The sequence below is a fragment of the Paenibacillus sp. GD4 genome, assembly GCF_030846225.1.
In the GTDB taxonomy this organism is placed as follows: Bacteria; Bacillota; Bacilli; order Paenibacillales; family NBRC-103111; genus Paenibacillus_G; species Paenibacillus_G silviterrae.
Genome location: NZ_JAVCYK010000001.1, coordinates 4,866,920 through 4,884,492, shown reverse-complemented (window position 1 = coordinate 4,884,492; position 17,573 = coordinate 4,866,920). Strand labels below are relative to the sequence as shown.

Annotated in this window: 20 protein-coding genes and 2 pseudogenes; 5 read left to right on the top strand and 17 right to left on the bottom strand. The window is 46.7% G+C overall.

Translation table 11 applies throughout. The features are described from left to right. Positions 1–12: 12 nt before the first annotated feature. The 7 genes from RAC89_RS23095 to RAC89_RS23065 form a co-directional block, all read right to left on the bottom strand. Positions 13–474, bottom strand: a complete 462-nt coding sequence (locus RAC89_RS23095) for a phBC6A51 family helix-turn-helix protein (protein ID WP_306615952.1) — start codon at positions 472–474, stop codon at positions 13–15. Between the two features lie 5 nt (positions 475–479). Beyond that, positions 480–815: a hypothetical protein gene (locus tag RAC89_RS23090; RefSeq protein WP_306615951.1), complete on the bottom strand. Its 336-nt coding sequence runs from the start codon at positions 813–815 to the stop codon at positions 480–482. Positions 816–857: 42 nt separating this feature from the next. Further along, positions 858–1,475 carry a hypothetical protein gene (locus RAC89_RS23085; protein WP_306615950.1) on the bottom strand — a complete coding sequence of 206 codons (618 nt, stop codon included), beginning with the start codon at positions 1,473–1,475 and terminating at the stop codon, positions 858–860. A gap of 73 nt (positions 1,476–1,548) precedes the next feature. After that, complete coding sequence (locus RAC89_RS23080; RefSeq protein WP_306615949.1) at positions 1,549–1,782, bottom strand: hypothetical protein; 234 nt, start codon at positions 1,780–1,782, stop codon at positions 1,549–1,551. Between the two features lie 114 nt (positions 1,783–1,896). Continuing rightward, positions 1,897–2,151 (bottom strand): hypothetical protein, encoded by a 255-nt coding sequence (locus tag RAC89_RS23075; RefSeq protein WP_306615948.1) that lies wholly within the window; start codon positions 2,149–2,151, stop codon positions 1,897–1,899. Between the two features lie 63 nt (positions 2,152–2,214). Next, complete coding sequence (locus RAC89_RS23070) at positions 2,215–2,865, bottom strand: hypothetical protein (protein ID WP_306615947.1); 651 nt, start codon at positions 2,863–2,865, stop codon at positions 2,215–2,217. Positions 2,866–2,878: 13 nt separating this feature from the next. Beyond that, positions 2,879–3,133 (bottom strand): helix-turn-helix domain-containing protein, encoded by a 255-nt coding sequence (locus RAC89_RS23065; protein WP_306615946.1) that lies wholly within the window; start codon positions 3,131–3,133, stop codon positions 2,879–2,881. A 320-nt stretch (positions 3,134–3,453) separates the two neighbouring features. Between RAC89_RS23065 and RAC89_RS23060 the strand changes: the two genes are divergently transcribed. Further along, positions 3,454–4,245 (top strand): hypothetical protein, encoded by a 792-nt coding sequence (locus RAC89_RS23060; protein WP_306615945.1) that lies wholly within the window; start codon positions 3,454–3,456, stop codon positions 4,243–4,245. 851 nt (positions 4,246–5,096) lie between these two features. Next, positions 5,097–6,104 (top strand): DUF3231 family protein, encoded by a 1,008-nt coding sequence (locus tag RAC89_RS23055; RefSeq protein ID WP_306615944.1) that lies wholly within the window; start codon positions 5,097–5,099, stop codon positions 6,102–6,104. 140 nt (positions 6,105–6,244) lie between these two features. Here RAC89_RS23055 and RAC89_RS23050 read toward each other — a convergent pair whose 3' ends face one another. After that, the gene (locus tag RAC89_RS23050; RefSeq protein WP_306615943.1) at positions 6,245–6,808 is read right to left on the bottom strand and encodes a CBO0543 family protein; all 564 of its coding nucleotides are present in this window, start codon (positions 6,806–6,808) and stop codon (positions 6,245–6,247) included. A 297-nt stretch (positions 6,809–7,105) separates the two neighbouring features. Here RAC89_RS23050 and RAC89_RS23045 point away from each other — a divergent pair, with 297 nt between their 5' ends. Further along, the gene (locus RAC89_RS23045) at positions 7,106–7,975 is read left to right on the top strand and encodes a DUF3231 family protein (protein WP_306615942.1); all 870 of its coding nucleotides are present in this window, start codon (positions 7,106–7,108) and stop codon (positions 7,973–7,975) included. Between the two features lie 78 nt (positions 7,976–8,053). On the opposite strand, the gene sda is transcribed toward RAC89_RS23045, so the two are convergent. From sda to RAC89_RS23025, 4 genes are all read right to left on the bottom strand, one after another. Beyond that, positions 8,054–8,287, bottom strand: coding sequence for a sporulation histidine kinase inhibitor Sda (gene sda / locus RAC89_RS23040; RefSeq protein WP_306615941.1), 234 nt, complete (start codon positions 8,285–8,287; stop codon positions 8,054–8,056). A 298-nt stretch (positions 8,288–8,585) separates the two neighbouring features. Further along, positions 8,586–9,026 (bottom strand): CBO0543 family protein, encoded by a 441-nt coding sequence (locus RAC89_RS23035; RefSeq protein ID WP_306615940.1) that lies wholly within the window; start codon positions 9,024–9,026, stop codon positions 8,586–8,588. Between the two features lie 67 nt (positions 9,027–9,093). Then, positions 9,094–9,996 carry a tyrosine-type recombinase/integrase gene (locus tag RAC89_RS23030; protein WP_306615939.1) on the bottom strand — a complete coding sequence of 301 codons (903 nt, stop codon included), beginning with the start codon at positions 9,994–9,996 and terminating at the stop codon, positions 9,094–9,096. Positions 9,997–10,669: 673 nt separating this feature from the next. Then, the gene (locus RAC89_RS23025; protein ID WP_306615938.1) at positions 10,670–11,491 is read right to left on the bottom strand and encodes a hypothetical protein; all 822 of its coding nucleotides are present in this window, start codon (positions 11,489–11,491) and stop codon (positions 10,670–10,672) included. A 192-nt stretch (positions 11,492–11,683) separates the two neighbouring features. Here RAC89_RS23025 and RAC89_RS23020 point away from each other — a divergent pair. Beyond that, a pseudogene (locus RAC89_RS23020) lies at positions 11,684–12,568 on the top strand (YifB family Mg chelatase-like AAA ATPase); the annotation flags it as partial. 61 nt (positions 12,569–12,629) lie between these two features. Here the strand turns inward: RAC89_RS23020 and RAC89_RS23015 are convergent. From RAC89_RS23015 to RAC89_RS22995, 5 genes and pseudogenes are all read right to left on the bottom strand, one after another. Then, positions 12,630–13,010 carry a YraN family protein gene (locus tag RAC89_RS23015; protein ID WP_306615937.1) on the bottom strand — a complete coding sequence of 127 codons (381 nt, stop codon included), beginning with the start codon at positions 13,008–13,010 and terminating at the stop codon, positions 12,630–12,632. After that, positions 13,007–13,315: an EscU/YscU/HrcU family type III secretion system export apparatus switch protein gene (locus RAC89_RS23010; protein ID WP_306615936.1), complete on the bottom strand. Its 309-nt coding sequence runs from the start codon at positions 13,313–13,315 to the stop codon at positions 13,007–13,009. The genes RAC89_RS23015 and RAC89_RS23010 overlap by 4 nt, the downstream gene beginning before the upstream one ends. Continuing rightward, on the bottom strand, positions 13,312–13,974 hold the full coding sequence (locus RAC89_RS23005) for a hypothetical protein (RefSeq protein ID WP_306615935.1): 663 nt from the start codon (positions 13,972–13,974) through the stop codon (positions 13,312–13,314). The genes RAC89_RS23010 and RAC89_RS23005 overlap by 4 nt, the downstream gene beginning before the upstream one ends. Positions 13,975–14,616: 642 nt before the next feature. Next, positions 14,617–15,582 carry a hypothetical protein gene (locus RAC89_RS23000; RefSeq protein WP_306615934.1) on the bottom strand — a complete coding sequence of 322 codons (966 nt, stop codon included), beginning with the start codon at positions 15,580–15,582 and terminating at the stop codon, positions 14,617–14,619. Positions 15,583–15,700: 118 nt separating this feature from the next. Then, positions 15,701–16,333, bottom strand: a pseudogene (locus RAC89_RS22995) (ribonuclease HII); the annotation flags it as partial. Positions 16,334–17,023: 690 nt separating this feature from the next. Between RAC89_RS22995 and RAC89_RS22990 the strand changes: the two are divergent. Further along, positions 17,024–17,398: a VOC family protein gene (locus RAC89_RS22990; RefSeq protein WP_306615933.1), complete on the top strand. Its 375-nt coding sequence runs from the start codon at positions 17,024–17,026 to the stop codon at positions 17,396–17,398. Positions 17,399–17,573: the final 175 nt, after the last annotated feature.

Here is a 17,573-nt window from a genome sequence, read left to right as displayed (position 1 = left end):
AAAGGGTCGCTTTTACTTCGCTTTTCTAATTGGAACAACGTTGCTTTCTTCGCCGATTTCGTTAAGCATACGCTCAAGCTCGGCGATTTCCTTTTGGATTTCTTCGTTCGAGCGATTATCAGGGCGTTCATCCCGCACCGTCTGGACGACTTCCGATTTATTGACGTTGATTCCCTGCATAGCAAGGTACATTTCGATGGCCTTTACATTTCCACGTTTCGCTGATTTCGCCAATGCCCCCAGGACGTCGGGCAATTCATCCGACATAAGCTCTAGCGTCCGTTCCCTAACGGCGTATCGAACTTCTTTCTTGTCGCGGATTCGGCGAAAGTGACGTTCCGAAAGGCCAAGGTCAGTGGCAAGTTCACGGTAAGTCCGACGACCTTTATTAGCCAGTAATTCAACCGCCCTTATTTCGATTTCGTTCAAGCCGTCCATATATTCACGCTTGTCTACATCGTGTCTGTCGCTCATTGGATTCACCTCCTCGTTGAGTTGTTTCTTGATGACGCATGTTTACTTTCACGATTGCGTATTTTGGACGAATAGCTCATGTCAAACGCTTCAATTTCTCGGTTTACCATTTCTAGCTTCGCTCGCAAAAGTCGACCTTCAAGTTCGAAGATTTTGCGTTCTTCGGGCGTCATACCGCTACGAAGACCCGATTTCGTGTTAGCTTTGACTTCGGCGTAAAGCTTGCGTTCAAGGATTTCGTCAGCACGTTGTTTCTGTCGAGCGTCAAGCTTAGAAACGTCGAAGCCATACAGTTCATTAAGAAAAGATAGGGTGTCATTAATTATAACGTCATTCATCATAACTCAACCCCTAAAGAACGCCGGGGGAGAACCCGACGCCTATTATTCCTTTGCCCAATCCGGTAAGTTACCTTTAATCGCTTGTTGAACGAGATACGCTGGAACCGCGACTGTTACGCTTGCTAATTGTCCTTCATCAACGTTACTCCAAGCGAAATCTTGCGTCAGGCTTGGCGTAATAAAAGAGCTGCGGCGGTAATTATTTGCATCCATACCGCTATCGCGAATCGCCTTAAACATTTCCAATAGGGCTGGTTGAGCTTGGTCTTCAATCTCTTTTAGCTTTGCAATTTCCCGAAGAAGTTCGGCTCTTTTCCCGTGGATAACACTCATTTGAGCGTCAAAGACCGCCTTATGTTCCGCACGTTCAGCGTCAGCTTCAGCCACGAAATCATCAAGTAATGCCGCTAGCTTACTTTCCTTATACTTATCAGCGACGAAAAGGCGTTGTTCCATATCCACGATTGATTTTTTAAGCGCTTGAATCTCACCATCAATCGTTGCCGTCGATTCAAGTTCAGAAAGTAACGCTTCCCGTTCCGTTTGTTTGGCGATAAGCTGTTCCCTAGCGCTTATAAGTTCCTGTTCAAGCTGTGACTTCTTTGCGTCGCAAGTCAGCGCTTCCGTGATAAATGCATCTCTATTTGTACGAATAGCCATGTTCTATTGCCCCCTTGATATCTGTTTTTCGAATTGAAAAGTCATAAATACTTAAATACGCCGTTTAAGCGCCTTACAATTCGTTTGGTTTTAATCTCGTTTCGTTACTTGTGTCATTTTGCTTACCCTGCTCCATAAAGCCCTTCATGAGTATTGCAAGCGGATTCCCTTGCTGGATTAATAGCTCAAGCCTTGCTTCGGCTTCTTTCGTCTGGGATTCTAATGTCTCCGCAATTTCCTTTGTATCTTCGGCACCGTCTTTCTTATACCCCTCGATTAAGTCTTGCAATACTGATTTATTTACCATATTCATTTACCTCCTGCTCTTGTCGAGATAACCCCGACGTTTCGGTTCCTTTCCTGCTTTGCCCGGGTCAGCTCCAACAAAAGCGAATATCTCCATTTCGCGTTTCCTTTCTAGTCAATTCAATTCCGGACTTTCTTCAGCTTTAGCCGCTCGTTCCCCCGTAGTAGTTTCCCATTGAAGAAGGGCGCGGTCGAAATCTTCGGTGGTATTCCAAACATTAGAGGTCTTCCAGCGCTTTTCACCATCACGTACCACTCGTTTGTTGCGTATCATCTGGGCGACAATTTCACGAACCATAGTCCAAATTTCGTCTGTTGCAATGTCTTCGTGACTATTGATAAATCGGTCGGTTACGTCCCGGTATTTCATTTCTCGCGATATAGTCAATCATAACGCCCCCTAAATGGAAAAAGGACGCCCGAAGACGCCCCGTTATTGAATATATTTTTTCAAAGTAATTGGGATATTCCCCTCTTTCGCGTCTTGCACCATCCATTGAGGAACTGTCAACAATTTTAACGCCGTTATATCCTTACCGAAATATGCATAATTGTCGTTTGAATGAAATCGCCCACCAACAATAGAACCTGTGTCCGTTCCAATTACGTTTTCCCCGTTTTCTTCGGCAATGGTAAGATATTCGGAGTAAAGTGCAATAGCCTTATGGTTGATTTCATATAGTTTTTGAATTTCCATTAATAATGTCGCACGAAGTTTATGAATTACTTCGACTTGTTTTTCAATTTCCTTTTTAACTTCTTCTCGCTTCTCGTCAATATGACGCTTTACTGCCGGGACATGTGAAGCGAGGGCTTGACGTTTACCACGCTTTATAAGTTCCAAACGTTCCGCCAACTTTGCGATTAGTTTTGTCGCATCCTCGATTTGCTTTTCTTCTGCGCTGGTGTCTTCCAAGTTCATGGCCTTTTCTTCGATAATCGCACGAGTAGCCTTAATCGCATCGTTAATCGCCATAATCTCGCTTTCAAGGCGGTTAATTTCAGCGTCGAAACGGTTCTTAATTTCTTGGTAGGCTTCAACTTTGTTTGTTACCTTCGCTTTGATTTCGTCGATAAGCTTCACGATTAATACCCCCTTAATTTACCTTAACTTCAATTTTGCGCAAGTATAGCGCCAAATGAAATGTGATAACCCGTAACGCCTGAAATTGTTCTTCATTTACGCCGTAGATTTCGAACAGTTTGGCGCGTTGTTGCGCCGTTGGAATCGTTAGTCCATGTTCAATTCGATGAACGGTTGATTCAACGACATTTAGTGATATAGCGACCTTGGACATAGGAATTTTCAAATAGTTGCGAATGAAGCGAAACGTTTCATATTCAGACATCATCTATTTCACCCCTTTTCTCAAAAATAATCGTTGACTAAAGTCAAAAGAAAAAGCGCATTAAATAGCGCATTGGTATCTGTTGGCTACGCGCTCCCCCGGTCAAGGAACGCGTAGGCGATAAGCGGGACGATATTCAGTTTTTTCAGGGACAACGGTATAATCCGTTTCGCCCTTTACTGGAATAGTATTCCGTACCCCTTAATTACAAGGTCGTAAAAAAAATCTTTTTTGAACGTCTTGTAGAAAAGCCCCTTGGATTAACTATCCAATATCTACGCCCCATTGGGGTAGCTTGAAGTTTTCAATTTGGGGGTAACACTATGGCGTTTGCTGAATTGATATTTGACCAAGAAATAAAAGGATGGAAAGTAGCCGGAATCTATGATACACCGGTAAAGCTCAACAATTGGCGATATACCGTAATCGAACGCAAGGGAAAGGCGGTAAAGGAAGCATTAGCGCCTGATTCGTTCGAAAGCGTTGACGAACGACTACGCCGAAAGTATAGCGCCGCAAAGGTTGCGTTTATTTGGGCGGTTGAGCGAGCTTATGAAGACGGCGACCTATCCCTTATGTACGACCTGTTAAAGAATGAAATACGAAGCAAGGCCGAATATTATGAGCGCCGTTATTCTAGTAAGCGTATTAGTCGTCATGACTTCGAATCAGCGTTTATCGCGGAACTGGGGCGCCTAGGAAGCAGGGAACTAACTAATAGGGAATTTACGGTTTACGAAGCTTTGCAACGGGGCTATACAGCTCGTGCTATTGACGTAGTTAGGGCGGAAACTGGTCGCCGCGGGAACAAAATTGTTAGCGGTCAGAAGGCGTTTGAATCCGATTTGTTACCGTACAACGAAATTACAGAGAAGTCTTTACGTCAGGGGCGTAGCCTTGAAGACGAAGCGACCGACCGCGACCTTATTGACGCCATGCTGAACGAAAAGACGCTTACAGGCGACGAAAGGAAGCTATTCATGGCGTTGGTGAACGACCCTGACGCTTCCCTTCGAGAATTAGCGATGGTTTGCGGTTTTAGCGACCATAAGAAGACGAAGCGGACACTCGATGGCCTTCGTGGGAAGCTGGTGAAATACAATCCGTACACGTAATCAATCGCCGTAAAATTTTTTATAAATTTTTTTCTTCTGTGCCCCAAGAACGCCCCATAATGTCGAATTAACTTATGTATAACGCTTAGGGCGGTAATATATACGCTATACCCAAACGTAATTCCCCAACGTATAATCCCCGACCTTAACGATGTTCCCCCTTCGGTGAGAAATAAGGTACCCAAGGTAAAGTAAGATTTGAAATAGTGAGAAGCCGCGGCAATCTTTACGCCCCCTTAGGGGTCGCGGTTCGCCTTCGGCTCCCGGCAGCCTTTGGCGACCTCTTGTTATTCGTTATCGTATACCTCAACGTCCTCTAATTAACGATAAGACTTCCCGGCCTTCCTATTGTCAAAATTCCCGACGTTGCGATATTTACGAAGTAAATATTATATAAACATTGGTTCTTCTTAACTGATTCTTCTTTGTGTCCGTCACGTTTGACTTTAAGTGTCAACGACGTTTGACATTAGCATATTTGGCTGGGGCCTACAACAACAGTATTTTAATTTAATAAGGACATCTATACGACTAGTTTAGGCGCCAAGGAATATCCAAGACGCCTTAAAGGGGAACGAAGTGCCAGGGGAAGGTTTGTAGTATATTTTTGGTAAATTTTTTGCTATTTGTGACAGCATACATTGTTGTCCAACCTCGCTAAAGGGTGTAGCAATCTACGCACCCTTATTGTCTTCGTTACGGCTTTTCCGCGCGAACGGCGACGAACCAAACATATCCGATATAGCTTTATTTTGACGAAAGCCTCCATTTATCTCCAATCCCAATCTGAATAAAACAAAATCTACCTTCAAATACTAACTCTAAGCAAACTTGAGAAAAGGGGAACTTAAATGGAATCCGTGGATGTAAAACTGACTTCTGCTGAAATCGGGACTTTATGGAGTGAATATGTAAATGGAACCGCTATTGATGTTATAAATAGATATATGGTAACCATTATTGAGGATAAAAAAATTAACACATTATTTGTAGAAGCAATAACCACATACGACAAACAAAAACAGCAAATCACTAAGTTTCTTGAAGCAGAAGGTTTTCCTGTTCCCATTGGATTTAATGAGTCAGACTTAATAAATAAAGAATGCTCAAGGCTGTTTTCAGATAATTTCTGTTTACATTACCTACACGTCATGACCCTGCACGGTTTACTAGGACATATCACATCTCTTTCCGCTTCTGTGAGACAAGATTTACGGCAATTTTATGACAAATGCGATAGTGACGGAAAAAAAATGTATCACAAAACAGTTGAGTTATTATTAGAAAAAGGACTCTTTCAAAGAGACCCTTACTTTTATCCAGAGGAAAGCCCTGAATACGTATCGGAGCAAAAATTTCTAAAGGGCTTATTTGGAAATAAACGTCCCTTATCAGCTGTTGAAGTTATTAGCCTTTCATTTAATTTAAAAAAGAAAATCCTAGAGAAAACACTCTCCATTGCATTTAGCCAAGTAACCCAAAATGAAGAAGTGAGGGAATTTTTCAAGTCGACGCAAGAAAATTCAGATAACCAAATTCAAGCTTTGAGTAATATTTTAAGGGATGATAATTTACCTGTCCCTACGTCATGGGAAACCGAAATTACTACAGCAAAAGATTCACCATTCTCAGACAAATTAATGTTGTATCACTTTGGATTTTTAATGCAAGCTTCACAAGCTTATCATGGAGCAGGTCTTGCAACGGCGATGAGAACAGACCTTGTGGCTCAGTATGAAAAGATTATTTTAAAGAACCTTGCGGTCACAAAAGATTGGTTTGATTTAATGACGAAAAATGAGTGGTTAGAACAAGCGCCGCTAGCTCCAAACCGGAGATTGATTGCGAGTAGTGTATAAGGTGAATTTTAAAAATGGCGCCCTTCGGGCGCTTATTTTTTGTCTCTGCGTCACACCGAACGTTTCCGTCGCGACATAGTCCCCCGCAACGTCAACGACGCGGGCATGTGCGAACTTCATTTAGTCATGACAAATAACTCTTATGGATTGTCCTTTAATTTCATAAAAGTGTTTTGATTAGAAATAAAATCAGCAGTTAAGTAAATTGCGAATTGTATTGGGACTGAATAGTAATACTCCCAAGTTATCGGATTATATAATTTTGCCCAATCGAAAATTGGCTCTGCAACAAACGATGTTAATAACGCAAAAACTATTCCTTTCATTATAGGGCTTACGCTCGGCTTTGTTTGTAATAAAAACAAAACCGCTACTGGTTGTAAGGTTATATCCCAAGGAAAATAAGTAGGCAACAAGGGTACTACGTTAAATCTATAATGCCAAAAGCCCATTTGGTCACCCAATACGTCAAGTACTAACGATACTGTCATTACAAAAAATCCAGCGTAAAGAAGGCGGTTCGTGCTTGTTTTCTTTCTATACTTATACCAAAGTAACCAAGGAATTATACTCAATGCAATCCCTAAATACCACGTTGGACTGAATAAAACATACTCTTGCCAAATCTCAACTTTTCTATCTAGCAATTCTTCAATTTGATTATTATTTTGGTCAATCAGTCTAATATACTCTTCCTTCTCCAACCAAATTCCCCTCCCTCCCATTAACAAAATTAGGGTAACCATAATTTCCAATTTTAATTCCTGTTCCATTCGTAATCTTGTTCGGCCTTCTCAATTCCTTTGGATATAAATTCATCAATAGGAAAAGCTAAGTGAAAATGTTCGGGAGGTCTTAACCTTGGTACAAACGGAACATAATATTCGCTTAACTTCGGCCGAAATAGCTCATCTTTGGAGTAATTACATGGGCGACAGCATGGCTAATGTGTTCTAAGATATTTCCTTGCTAAAGTCGAAGACTTAGAAATTAAGGCGATATTGGAATATTCGTTACATCTAAGTAATCAACACTTACAAGTTATTTCCGACATCCTTGCTCATGAGGACATACCGATTCCACATGGATTTGACGATGAAGACGTTAATATCAACGCAAGACGGCTGTACTCAGATACATTTTTCCTTAATTACATGAAAGACACAGCGAAACAAGGCTTGGCGTTATACGCGGTAGCTTTAGCACTTAGCGCCCGGTCAGACGTTAGAGATTTTTTCTCGGAATGTCTTGCCTCTACAACAGAGCTATATAATAAAGTGGCTCATGTCATGCTGACAAAGGGCTTGTATATCCGTCCTCCGTATATACCGAACGCTGAATCGATTGAATACGTACACCATGAAGGCTTCTTAAACGGAATTTTTGGTGATAAACGACCACTTAACGCAATGGAAATTGCTCATTTATTCGCAAATATTCAAACAAATGCGCTAGGTAAAGCTCTCATATACGGATTTGCACAAACGGCAAATTCCGACGAAGTAAGGAAATATTTTCTTAGGGGAAAGGAAATCGCTCACAAGCAAATTGAAGTATTTTCTTCATATTTACGCGACGAAGACCTCCCTGCACCTATGACCTGGGATTCGGACGTACTGGATTCAACCGATGCACCTTTTTCAGATAAACTGATGTTGTTTCATATTTGCGGATTAAATGCGGCAGGAGTTTTGAACTACGGGACAGCTCTCTCCTTTTCGTTAAGAAGGGATTTAGCATCCGCATATGTCCGACTAACGGGGGAGATAGAAACTTTCGTTGATGATGGCGCGGAGCTTATGATTAAAAATGGTTGGATGGAAAAACCGCCCGGAACAGTAGACAGAAGAGTTTTGACAGCAAAAAAATGATTAAAGAACTCCCCCAGCGCTTTGTTATATTTTAGCCAATAAAATAAAAAGCTCCCCTTTATACGGGGGAGCTATAATTTATTCTGCTGATGGGATTTCTAAGAATCGTCGAAGGAATTCCTCACGAAGTAATTGCAAGAACTCTTCAGGAGCATCCACCTTAAACGCTTCTCTGTACGTCTCAATCAATTCTTCATCCTGAAGGCGCTTCATGTGGGTACGTCCTTTTCTTAAGGTGTAGTCGCGAATCAATGCTTCACTAAGCGACGATTTGTTCGTAAGTTGCGTCTTGCTTGCGTTCCATGCGTTCAAGTTGTGTTTTAACTCCGCCAAGCTGTTCCTTGATTTTGCTAAAGCTTCGGCCGATTGATTCAAAACGATTTTCGTAGAGTTGTTTGAGGATGGAAGAACTACTTAAACAGCTTGTGGAAGAAGTTCAGGGATTACGTCAAGTAATTAGAGAGGTGCGGGTCAACATAGTCAAGCGCTTTGACGATGTTGACCGTCGATTTCGAACGTTCGATGGGTGCTATGAGGGCGACCCTTTCTTACGATATGCTAGACTTTAATTATATACCGAAGCCTAGTAAGGGTAAACCACAATTTCATTTCACCTCTTGCGAATAAAATTCAAATGCCATCTCAAATAAATCATTCCCAAAGGGTAGACTGGTATTGAGTACCACCACTTCCACCCCTTGAAAATCAAATAGCCAGTTTCAGTTGCTACCCACTCGTACAAAGACGAAACAAATGTAACAACAATTAAAAATATAATAAAGTGAAGTGTTTTTTTCGGGATAAAATTCAGAAAAATTACCCCAATAGAAGGCGGTAAAGTTACTTGTAAAATGATGTCAGCAACCGTTATATCCGATTCAACGAAATCATACAAGTCCAGCGTTGCACCAAATAACAAGTCTGTAATAAGTGTAAGACATGCCATCCAGCCCCAAGTAATATAAATCTCCTGCTTGCTTAACCGCTTCGGCATAAACCAAATAATAAAAAGCGTTATCACTAATGTAATAAATCCAGTCCAATATCCCACCAAGGATTCACCTACCCAAAAAGAGCCATAACATTAATATGCCATTATTAAGGTAAATTAATACCCGTTACTCAAACTCAACTGCTTCCGCAGCCTTCGTCAGCTCCTTCATGGAAGGCGTCACGTATATACGGGTCGTCTCAATCGTAGCATGACCAAGCAGCTGTGCGACGACTTCAAGACGACCGCCCGTTTCGTCCGCGATATTCTTCCCGTAAGTATGGCGCAGGGAATGAACCGTAAAGTCGACGCCCGAAATTTCAGACAGCTTCTTGACGACGTGCTGTACGGCTCTCGGCGTTGTTTGGTCGCCGCGCTCGGTTACGAAGACATAGGACGATTGGGATTCCCGCATATCAAGGTACGTCTTTACCGCGGCCTGGGTCGACTTCCCGAACGGAACCTTGCGGTACTTAGCGCCCTTACCGTCCCGTACCGTCAGAAGCGAAGCGTTATAATCCAAGTCGTCAAGCTGCAAGTCGCAAAGCTCCGAAACGCGAAGCCCGCAGTTTACCAAGACCATGATGAGCGCCTTGTCCCGCGTCTTCTTCAATAGACCCGCGTGTGGCTGTGTTTCACAAGCGTAAAGGACGCGCCCGACTTCGTTCCGGTCGAGCCACTTGACGGTGTTTTGACGCTGAACCGGCTTCGTCTTCAAGTCAGCGGCAGGATTCGTTTCAATGACGCCTTCCTTCGCCAAGTATTCGAAGAATTTCCGGACGGCTATAATACGTCGGTTAGCGGTCGCTGGCGCTGCCCCCGAAGTTTTCAAAAATTGTGCGTATTTTTCAAGAGTATTTTTGGCGACCGCGGACACCCCGGCCCCCGGTATACCCCCCTTCGACGAAATGTCGTCCAGCCACGCCCCGAACAGCTTCAAGTCATGCGCGTAACCTTTGACGGTTGTTGCGCTCTTACCATCGGTCTTTAAAGCGTCAATGTACTTTTCGATTGCTTCGTTAATGCCCATATCAAACACCCCTTCGTTATTATACGACGAGTTAACATTAGTATTATACGACGAATTGCTTTTATTATACGACGAACTAGCATTATCGTCAATAAAACTCGTCGTTCAATACATATTGTGCGTCGTATTTTTGACGAAGGGGAAGCGGGGAAACAGCGATTATTCCCCGCCAAGCAAGCGTTCCAGCTCGGAGATTTCTTTCGCAATCGAATCGTTATCCCTTGTGTCTTCAATCACGAAAAGACGCCGACAATATGCCGACGCCTTTCCGTAGGAGGTGTTCTATATGCTTGCGTAGGAAACAGCGTAGCGGTCAAACGCCGTTCCCGTTAATATATGTCGTTAAGGCTTACGTGATTGTGACGCTAGTTTAAGAATCGCGTAATGTCCGCTTTACAGTTAGTTTCATCTGATGAAATATAGAGTATGGGAGTGAAATAACGCGAATGTTAAAGCATGGCGAGGATTAGCGTGAGTACTGCGATTTTGGATAAGTGGGACATAAAACGTGCCTATCGCGGTTATTTCAGCGTTACAGGCTCGTCAATCCGACGTCGGGTATACTTACTCCCCTTATATCTTACGCCTCTTATAAAGTCAAATACAACGCCTATGGAACGTTGTGTATCAGACCTTCATCATCTTCCTTACCTCGTTGAGGAATTAGTGCTTATTACAGCCCCAACTCGTTCGCTTCCATTTCGTTCTTTATTCTATCCTCTTTCATTTGCTCAATAGTGCGATAATCCCCCGGTAAGTAATAATTAATCGGCAAAACATTGAACTTTGGATATACAATGTCAAATTCGTTGTAGTCGTAGCGGGAAAACCAGCTTATGTCCGTCAATCTGTCGTCAGGCGGCGGTGAATCTATTGTCATAACGTAAACAAACGGAGGAAACGCAATCTCACTCATTACAATCGGTTTATATCCAACTTCCGTGAACCGACCAATTACCGTTATTCCGCTTGAACGCGCCCAATTACCATTCATAAAAGAACAATATATTCGAATTGAAGGTGGTAAATACTTTGTTTCTGGATTTAGTACAAATTTTTCAAGGTCAAAATGCTTTTGTCGAAACTCTGGGTGGACAACCGAAAAGAACATGGTAACGATTTGCTTGATTACTCGGAGTGGGAAAATTTTTATTGGGTAGTGCAAACTTAAACTGCCACCTGAAACTGCAAGTAACCTCATCCCCTCAAACGCCCAATCAGCAAAATCATCAGCGTACCAAGTCCCTGTCAAGTTGTTGCATTTCTCGCAAAGAGTATAGCCGCCAGCACCTTTTTGTTCTAACTTGTACCCATGAGTAGGTATTTCTTCTGGCCCCTTGTCGAAAATCTGCTCAAAACCAAATCTTTTTAACTTGGTATCGTTAAAGGCACTCTTTGGAGGAACGTGTTCAAAAGACAATTTGCCATATGAGCCGCATATGTGGCATTTACCATGTATTGCTTTCCTCGCTATGTCAATTCCTCCTATCGCCAACAAATCAAGTCCGTTACTCGCATATAAGCGGGAATGTAATTTTATTACAAAAAAGCGTCGGGATTAGCCGACACTTCTCTATTGAATCTTGCTTTTAATTTTACCACAATTTATCATTTTGTGGATTCGCAACATACATAAATATTCCCAATGCCGCGCCATATAAGACTTTTCTCTAGCTTGAGAATGTATCATAATATACTATTGATCGGTCCTCCCGGTACGGGCAAAACCATGCTGGCCAAACGACTTCCAACCATTCTCCCGCGGATGAATGATCATGAAGCCTTAGACGTCACGAAGATTTATAGCGCCTCCGGCAAATTTGCCGACCGCAGCCGGCTGATTCGGGAGCGTCCGTTTCGAATGCCTCATCACAGCATCTCAGCAGGCGGACTGATCGGCGGCGGCTCCATCCCCAAACCGGGTGAGGTCAGCCTCGCCCATCGCGGCGTCTTGTTTTTGGATGAGCTGCCGGAGTTTTCCCGCGTTGTGCTGGAGGTTCTCCGTCAGCCAATGGAGGATCGGCGTGTCACGATCGGAAGAGCGCGCGCCGTCTATACGTTTCCCGCTCACTTTTTGCTGGCGGCGTCGATGAATCCCTGCCCTTGCGGCTATTGGGGCGCTGAGACTGAGATTCATTCATGCACCTGCAGTCCGCTAAAGGTTGCGGGATATCGATCCAAAATCTCCGGTCCTCTGATGGATCGTATTGATCTGCACGTCGAAGTGCCGAGAATCGATTATTCTCAATTAAATCACGGAGAGCAGTTAAGTTCGGCGCAGATGCGGGAGCGGGTGGAAACGGCCCATCTGCTTCAGGAGGATCGATACCGAAACCGGGGGATCCTGTTTAACAGCGAGCTCAGCGGGAAGAGGCTGCGCGAAACGATTCAGCTGGACGTCGCTTCCTCTGCTTTGCTGGAACGAACGTTTGAACTACTGGGGCTTAGCGTACGAGCGTATGACCGGATATTGAAGGTGGCCCGGACGATCGCCGATTTGGAATGCAGTGAGAAGGTGGAGGAGGTTCATGTAGCTGAAGCGCTGCAGTACCGTACATTGGATAAAAAGTAAAACCGTTCAAGGATGAAATCATTAGAACTTATGCAAAAAAAGAAGAGGAAGCTCCTCTTCTTCAGAAGGCACATAAAATGTGATCCAGTTCTTTCAGGTTTCCGTAAGGATCCGTAATGACGGAGATCACATCAAAGCGTGTTTGTTCATTATAAAGACGGTGCTGGTGAAGATAGACCTGGGCTGTCTCCAGCACCTGCCGCTGTTTTTTGGCATCGATGGATTCCTGCGGCGTACCGAAGCGTAATGTCCGGCTGCGTGTACGTACTTCGATAAAGACGATAACACCGTCCACTTTGGCGACAATGTCAATTTCTCCCGAGCGAACCCTCCAGTTGCGTGCAAGAATGATAAAGTGCTTAGAGATTAAGTAAGCTTCGGCATGCTGCTCTCCTACAGCTCCCAATTGCTTGCGATTTAACGCCGTTTTTTGCTCTGTCATCGGTTTGGTTTCATCCCTTTGGCCCTCTGATCGGAACGATAGATGAAGCTTAATACCTCCGCCACCAAATGATACAGCTCGGGTGGAATCTCTTGATCCAGATCCAGCTTCGATAATACCTCGACTAAGGAAGCATCCTCTTGAACGGGAACGCCCCCTTCTTTTGCTTTTTGCAAAATGGCATCCGCCATATGCCCCTTTCCCTTAGCCACAACAGTGGGAGCCTTAGAGATATCCGGTGAATATTTCAAGGCTACTGCCTTTTTCATCGGGCTTGGCTGAGGGGTTTGGTTGTTCTTGCTCATAGGCGGATGTCCACCCCTTTATACGGCTTTTGGCCGTATACCGCTTGCAGCTGAGCCGCTGCCGAACCAGGCTTAATCGCTGCGGTACTGTTCTCATTCAGCTCCGACAGCCGTTCAGGATATGGGGTGCATTTCATAGATATGAACTGATAACCGATCGCGGAAAGACCGTTTGCAATCTCTTCCCGGTTGGCTTCCAGCAAATCCGCGAGAAATGGTTGGTCATTATGGACCTGCAGGCTTACGATTTTGTTCACTACCTGCACATCCACCATGGTGTCACCGAGTGATTTCATTTTCAAGTCGAATACCAGCCGGCAATTATCAGCATCCAAGCCGCCTCGACTGCCCTTACGGGATTGAATATGGATCGCTGCCGTTTGTTCACCATTCCCATTAATAAGGGGCACGAACATCGTCACATGTGAAAACATGGAAGAACGGTCGGTATTCAACAGCAGCTGCTGACCGGTTATTTGCTGCAGGGCCTGTTGCGCCGCTTCTTTCAAAGCCGGGGTTACATCGCTTGACTGCCCTAGTTGAAGCAGAAGTCCCTTCAGCGTATCGGCCGCCTTCGACTCTGTGGCTGAAGCGTTGCCTTGCATATGGAGCAGCTTGAGGGATTGATGCTCATGGTCAACACCGAGCGCTTTCATCATCCGGCCTAGCCACTGTCCAGGCTCGGCTGCTTCGGGCTGCTGCTGTTGCGTTGTGGTCAGTGGCTGCTCACCTGCTCCTGCTCCTGCGCTGCCGCTCGCTCCCGCTGCCGTCGCCGCTAACGCTCCTGCTCCCGCCGCCGTCGCCGCTACGCCCGCTTGCGCTCCCGCACCCGCGCCGCCGCTCGCTCCGCCGCCGTCGCCGCTACGCCCGCTTGCGCTCCCGCACCCGCGCCGCCGCTCGCTCCCGCCGCCGTCGCCGCCGCGCCCGCCTGCGCTCCTACGCCTGCGCCGCCGCTCGCTCCCGCCGCCGTCGCCGCTACGCCCGCTTGCGCTCCCGCACCCGCGCGCCGCTCGCTCCCGCCGCCGTCGCCGCGCGCCCGCCTGCGCTCCTGCTCCCGCGTCGCCGCTCGCTCCCGCCGTCGCCGCGCGCCCGACTGCGCTCCTGCTCCCGCGCCGCCGCTCGCTCCCGGCCGCCGTCGCCGCGCGCCCGCCTGCGCTCCCGCGCCCGCGCCGCGCGCTCGCTCCCGCCGCTCCGCTCGCCTGCGCTCCCGCGCCTGCGCGCCGCTCACTCCCGCCGCCGTCGCCGCCGCACCCGCCTGCGCTCCCGCGCCTGCGCGCCGCTCGCTCCCGCCGCCGTCGCCACTACGCTCGCCTGCGCTCCTGCTCCCGCGCGCCGCTCGCTCCCGCCGCCGTCGCCGCTACGCTCGCCTGCGCTCCTGCTCCCGCGCTGCCGCTCGCTCCCGCCGCTCCGCTCGCCTGCGCTCCCGCGCCTGCGCTGCCGCTCGCTCCCGCCGCCGTCGCCGCTACGCTCGCCTGCGCTCCTGCTCCCGCGCTGCCGCTCGCTCCCGCCGCCATCGCCGCTACGCCCGACTGCGCTCCCGCGCCCGCGTTCGTTCCTAGAGGCGTTTCTACCTCCGCTTGAGCTAATAACTGCGCTGAAGCAGCCCGGACTTGTTGTACGAGCGCTTTTACACCTTCTAGCAGCGCTCTGCTATCCGGAGTCATTGGCTTCCCGCCGCCAAGCTCCCGCTCAATCGCATCCTCCAGCCGGGTCAAGGTCTCGTGTATGGGTTGGCCTTGGATTGCCTGCTTGACCGACAACACCGCTTCCGGCGTTAAGGGCACCCCCTTCTGTATGGCTACTATGCCGGCAGGAAGCCAATCCTCCAAAGGAATCGATGCAGGCATTTGCCCGGCAAGCTGTACGAACGCTTGCACATTTTCCTTCGTCAGCGCTATTCCCGCCTGATGCAGCGCCTGGACGAGCTGCCGATTCGCAGGCGTATCGCTGATGGCCAGTGATTTAATGACATCCGGGAGAGATGAATCCGCAATCTGTACCCCTCCTGAAGATTCCAAGGGCTTCAAGTTCACTTGACCATTCGCAGATTCCGGCTGCACCTGAAGCATGGTGGATTGCCCCTGCTTCAAAGGCGTTTCCAGCTTCGCTCTTACTTGTACCCCCCCAATGTTCATCAGAGCCTCCTGCTCCGGTAAAACCTGAAGGACGACGCCGCGGACTACCTGTCCGGTTTTCAACTCCAACGACTTAGGCTCCGATGCTTGCACATCACCCATCATCCCGCGAAACAATCCGCCAATATTCATTGTTCCCCTCCCTATCCGAAAGAGAAAGCCGGCCTCTACCGACCGGCTTCTCACAAATCTCTTTATACTTTATATCGGCAGCTCTCGTCCAAACTTTCATATCTATCCTAAGATCATCCTAAAACAATTCCTGCTGCTCATATTCCGTTTCCGCAAGCAGCTTGCGAAGAAACATTTTTCGGTGAAGCGGCGTGGGGCCGAATTCCAAAATTCGCTCGCGATGCATTTTCGTTGCATACCCCTTATGTACTGCAATTCCGTATTCAGGATATTGTTTATCCCAATCCAGGCACATCCGGTCTCTCGTTACCTTAGCAACTATCGAAGCCGCTGCTATCGATTGACTTAAGGCGTCGCCATGAATGACCGCCAGCTGGCGAATCGGCAAATCCACCTTCTCTGCATCCACAAGCAAATAATCCGGGGACTGCGTCAGCTGTTCCACAGCTATTTTCATCGCAAGACGCGCCGCCTGCTTTATGTTGACACGCTCAATCGTTTGTACATCCATGATCCCTATACCAACAGCTACAGCCTCTCGCAGGACCACCTCATACAATTCGTCCCGTTTTTTTTCAGAAAGCTTCTTCGAATCGTTCACTTCATCTAGGATAAGACCCTCCGGCAAAATTACCGCAGCAGCCACTACATCGCCAAACAAACATCCCCGACCGACCTCGTCCACACCGGCCACCCATTTTCGCCCCTGCGCCCATAGGTCTCTTTCATATTCCAACAAGTCGTCCACCCGCTTTTCTGTCTTTCCATAGCCCTTCTCTTAAAAAATCATTATACCTCAGCTCTCCCGGCTTGCCCATAAAAAAATTACAGATCTGCTGGAAAGTCCTCCGTCAGCAGAGCGATACATTCCTGCCCTTCTAGATAAACTATGTATCCTATACTTAGCGGAAAAATCATCCTCCATCAGCAACGGCTCCCCGGGGATGCCTCGATTGCCTGTACTCCTCGTACTTCATGCAATTCGACACCCGGTATACTCCCCAATTTATGAGTGAGGAAGACTTCCTAACTTGTTATTAACTCCTCGATTAGCACCAACGCCAAAACCGATCTCCGAAAAGAATGTATTCCATGCTCACCGCCGGTGTCGGAGCTCCTAGCGCGTGACATAATGGAGCTTTCCTTCCCTCACCACCATTGTTGGCTAATTCAAACTAATCCGGTAAAAATGTTGAAACCTCAAAAAGGAATCATTCCGGCTGCCAACATATCGAGAAATAAACCATAGCCAATTGGCCTGGTTGAAGACTCTCTCCATAACTGTGGGCTTTGTTCCGGTAACGACTTTAGAGGAATTTTCCTCAAAATTATTTCAGAATTTGGTAGAAGCTCTAGCCAGGATGCTCTGCACATTATATAATGTAGATATAATAATGAAACTTTGTTTCGCTAGGTGAAATTAATTAAAAGGGTGATAAACATGTCGTTTTCGTTCGAAGGAATTGATCACATTCAGTTAGCTGCACCAGCCGGTGCTGAAGAAGCCGCGCGCGCTTTTTTTACCGGAATTCTCGGCTGGAAAGAGTTACCGAAGCCTGATAAACTACGCATTCGCGGAGGTGTCTGGTTTCAATGCGGAGTTCATCAAGTACACCTTAGCATTCAGAAGGACTTCGCACCTGCCGCCAAGGCCCACCCTGCTTTTCTCGTCCGGGACCTCAAAGCCCTTCGTTCGCATTTACTTTCCAATGACGTGCACGTGATCGATGATGAAATGCGTGAGGAAGAAGGCATCCTTCGTTTCTATGTGCAGGATCCGTTCGGCAATCGATTGGAGTTTATGGAATACTGCTAAGGCTCTTTATTTGCAGCCCCATAGAAATTTCCCTGCGTACACCCCCATGGTGTAAATAGTGGCAATCAAAATCACGTGTACAGCAATCCAGCCCCATTGCTTATAACGAAACCAAGCCGTATGTAACGGGCAGCGATCGGTCGAGGGGACAATTTTACCGCCAAGCCATTCAAAA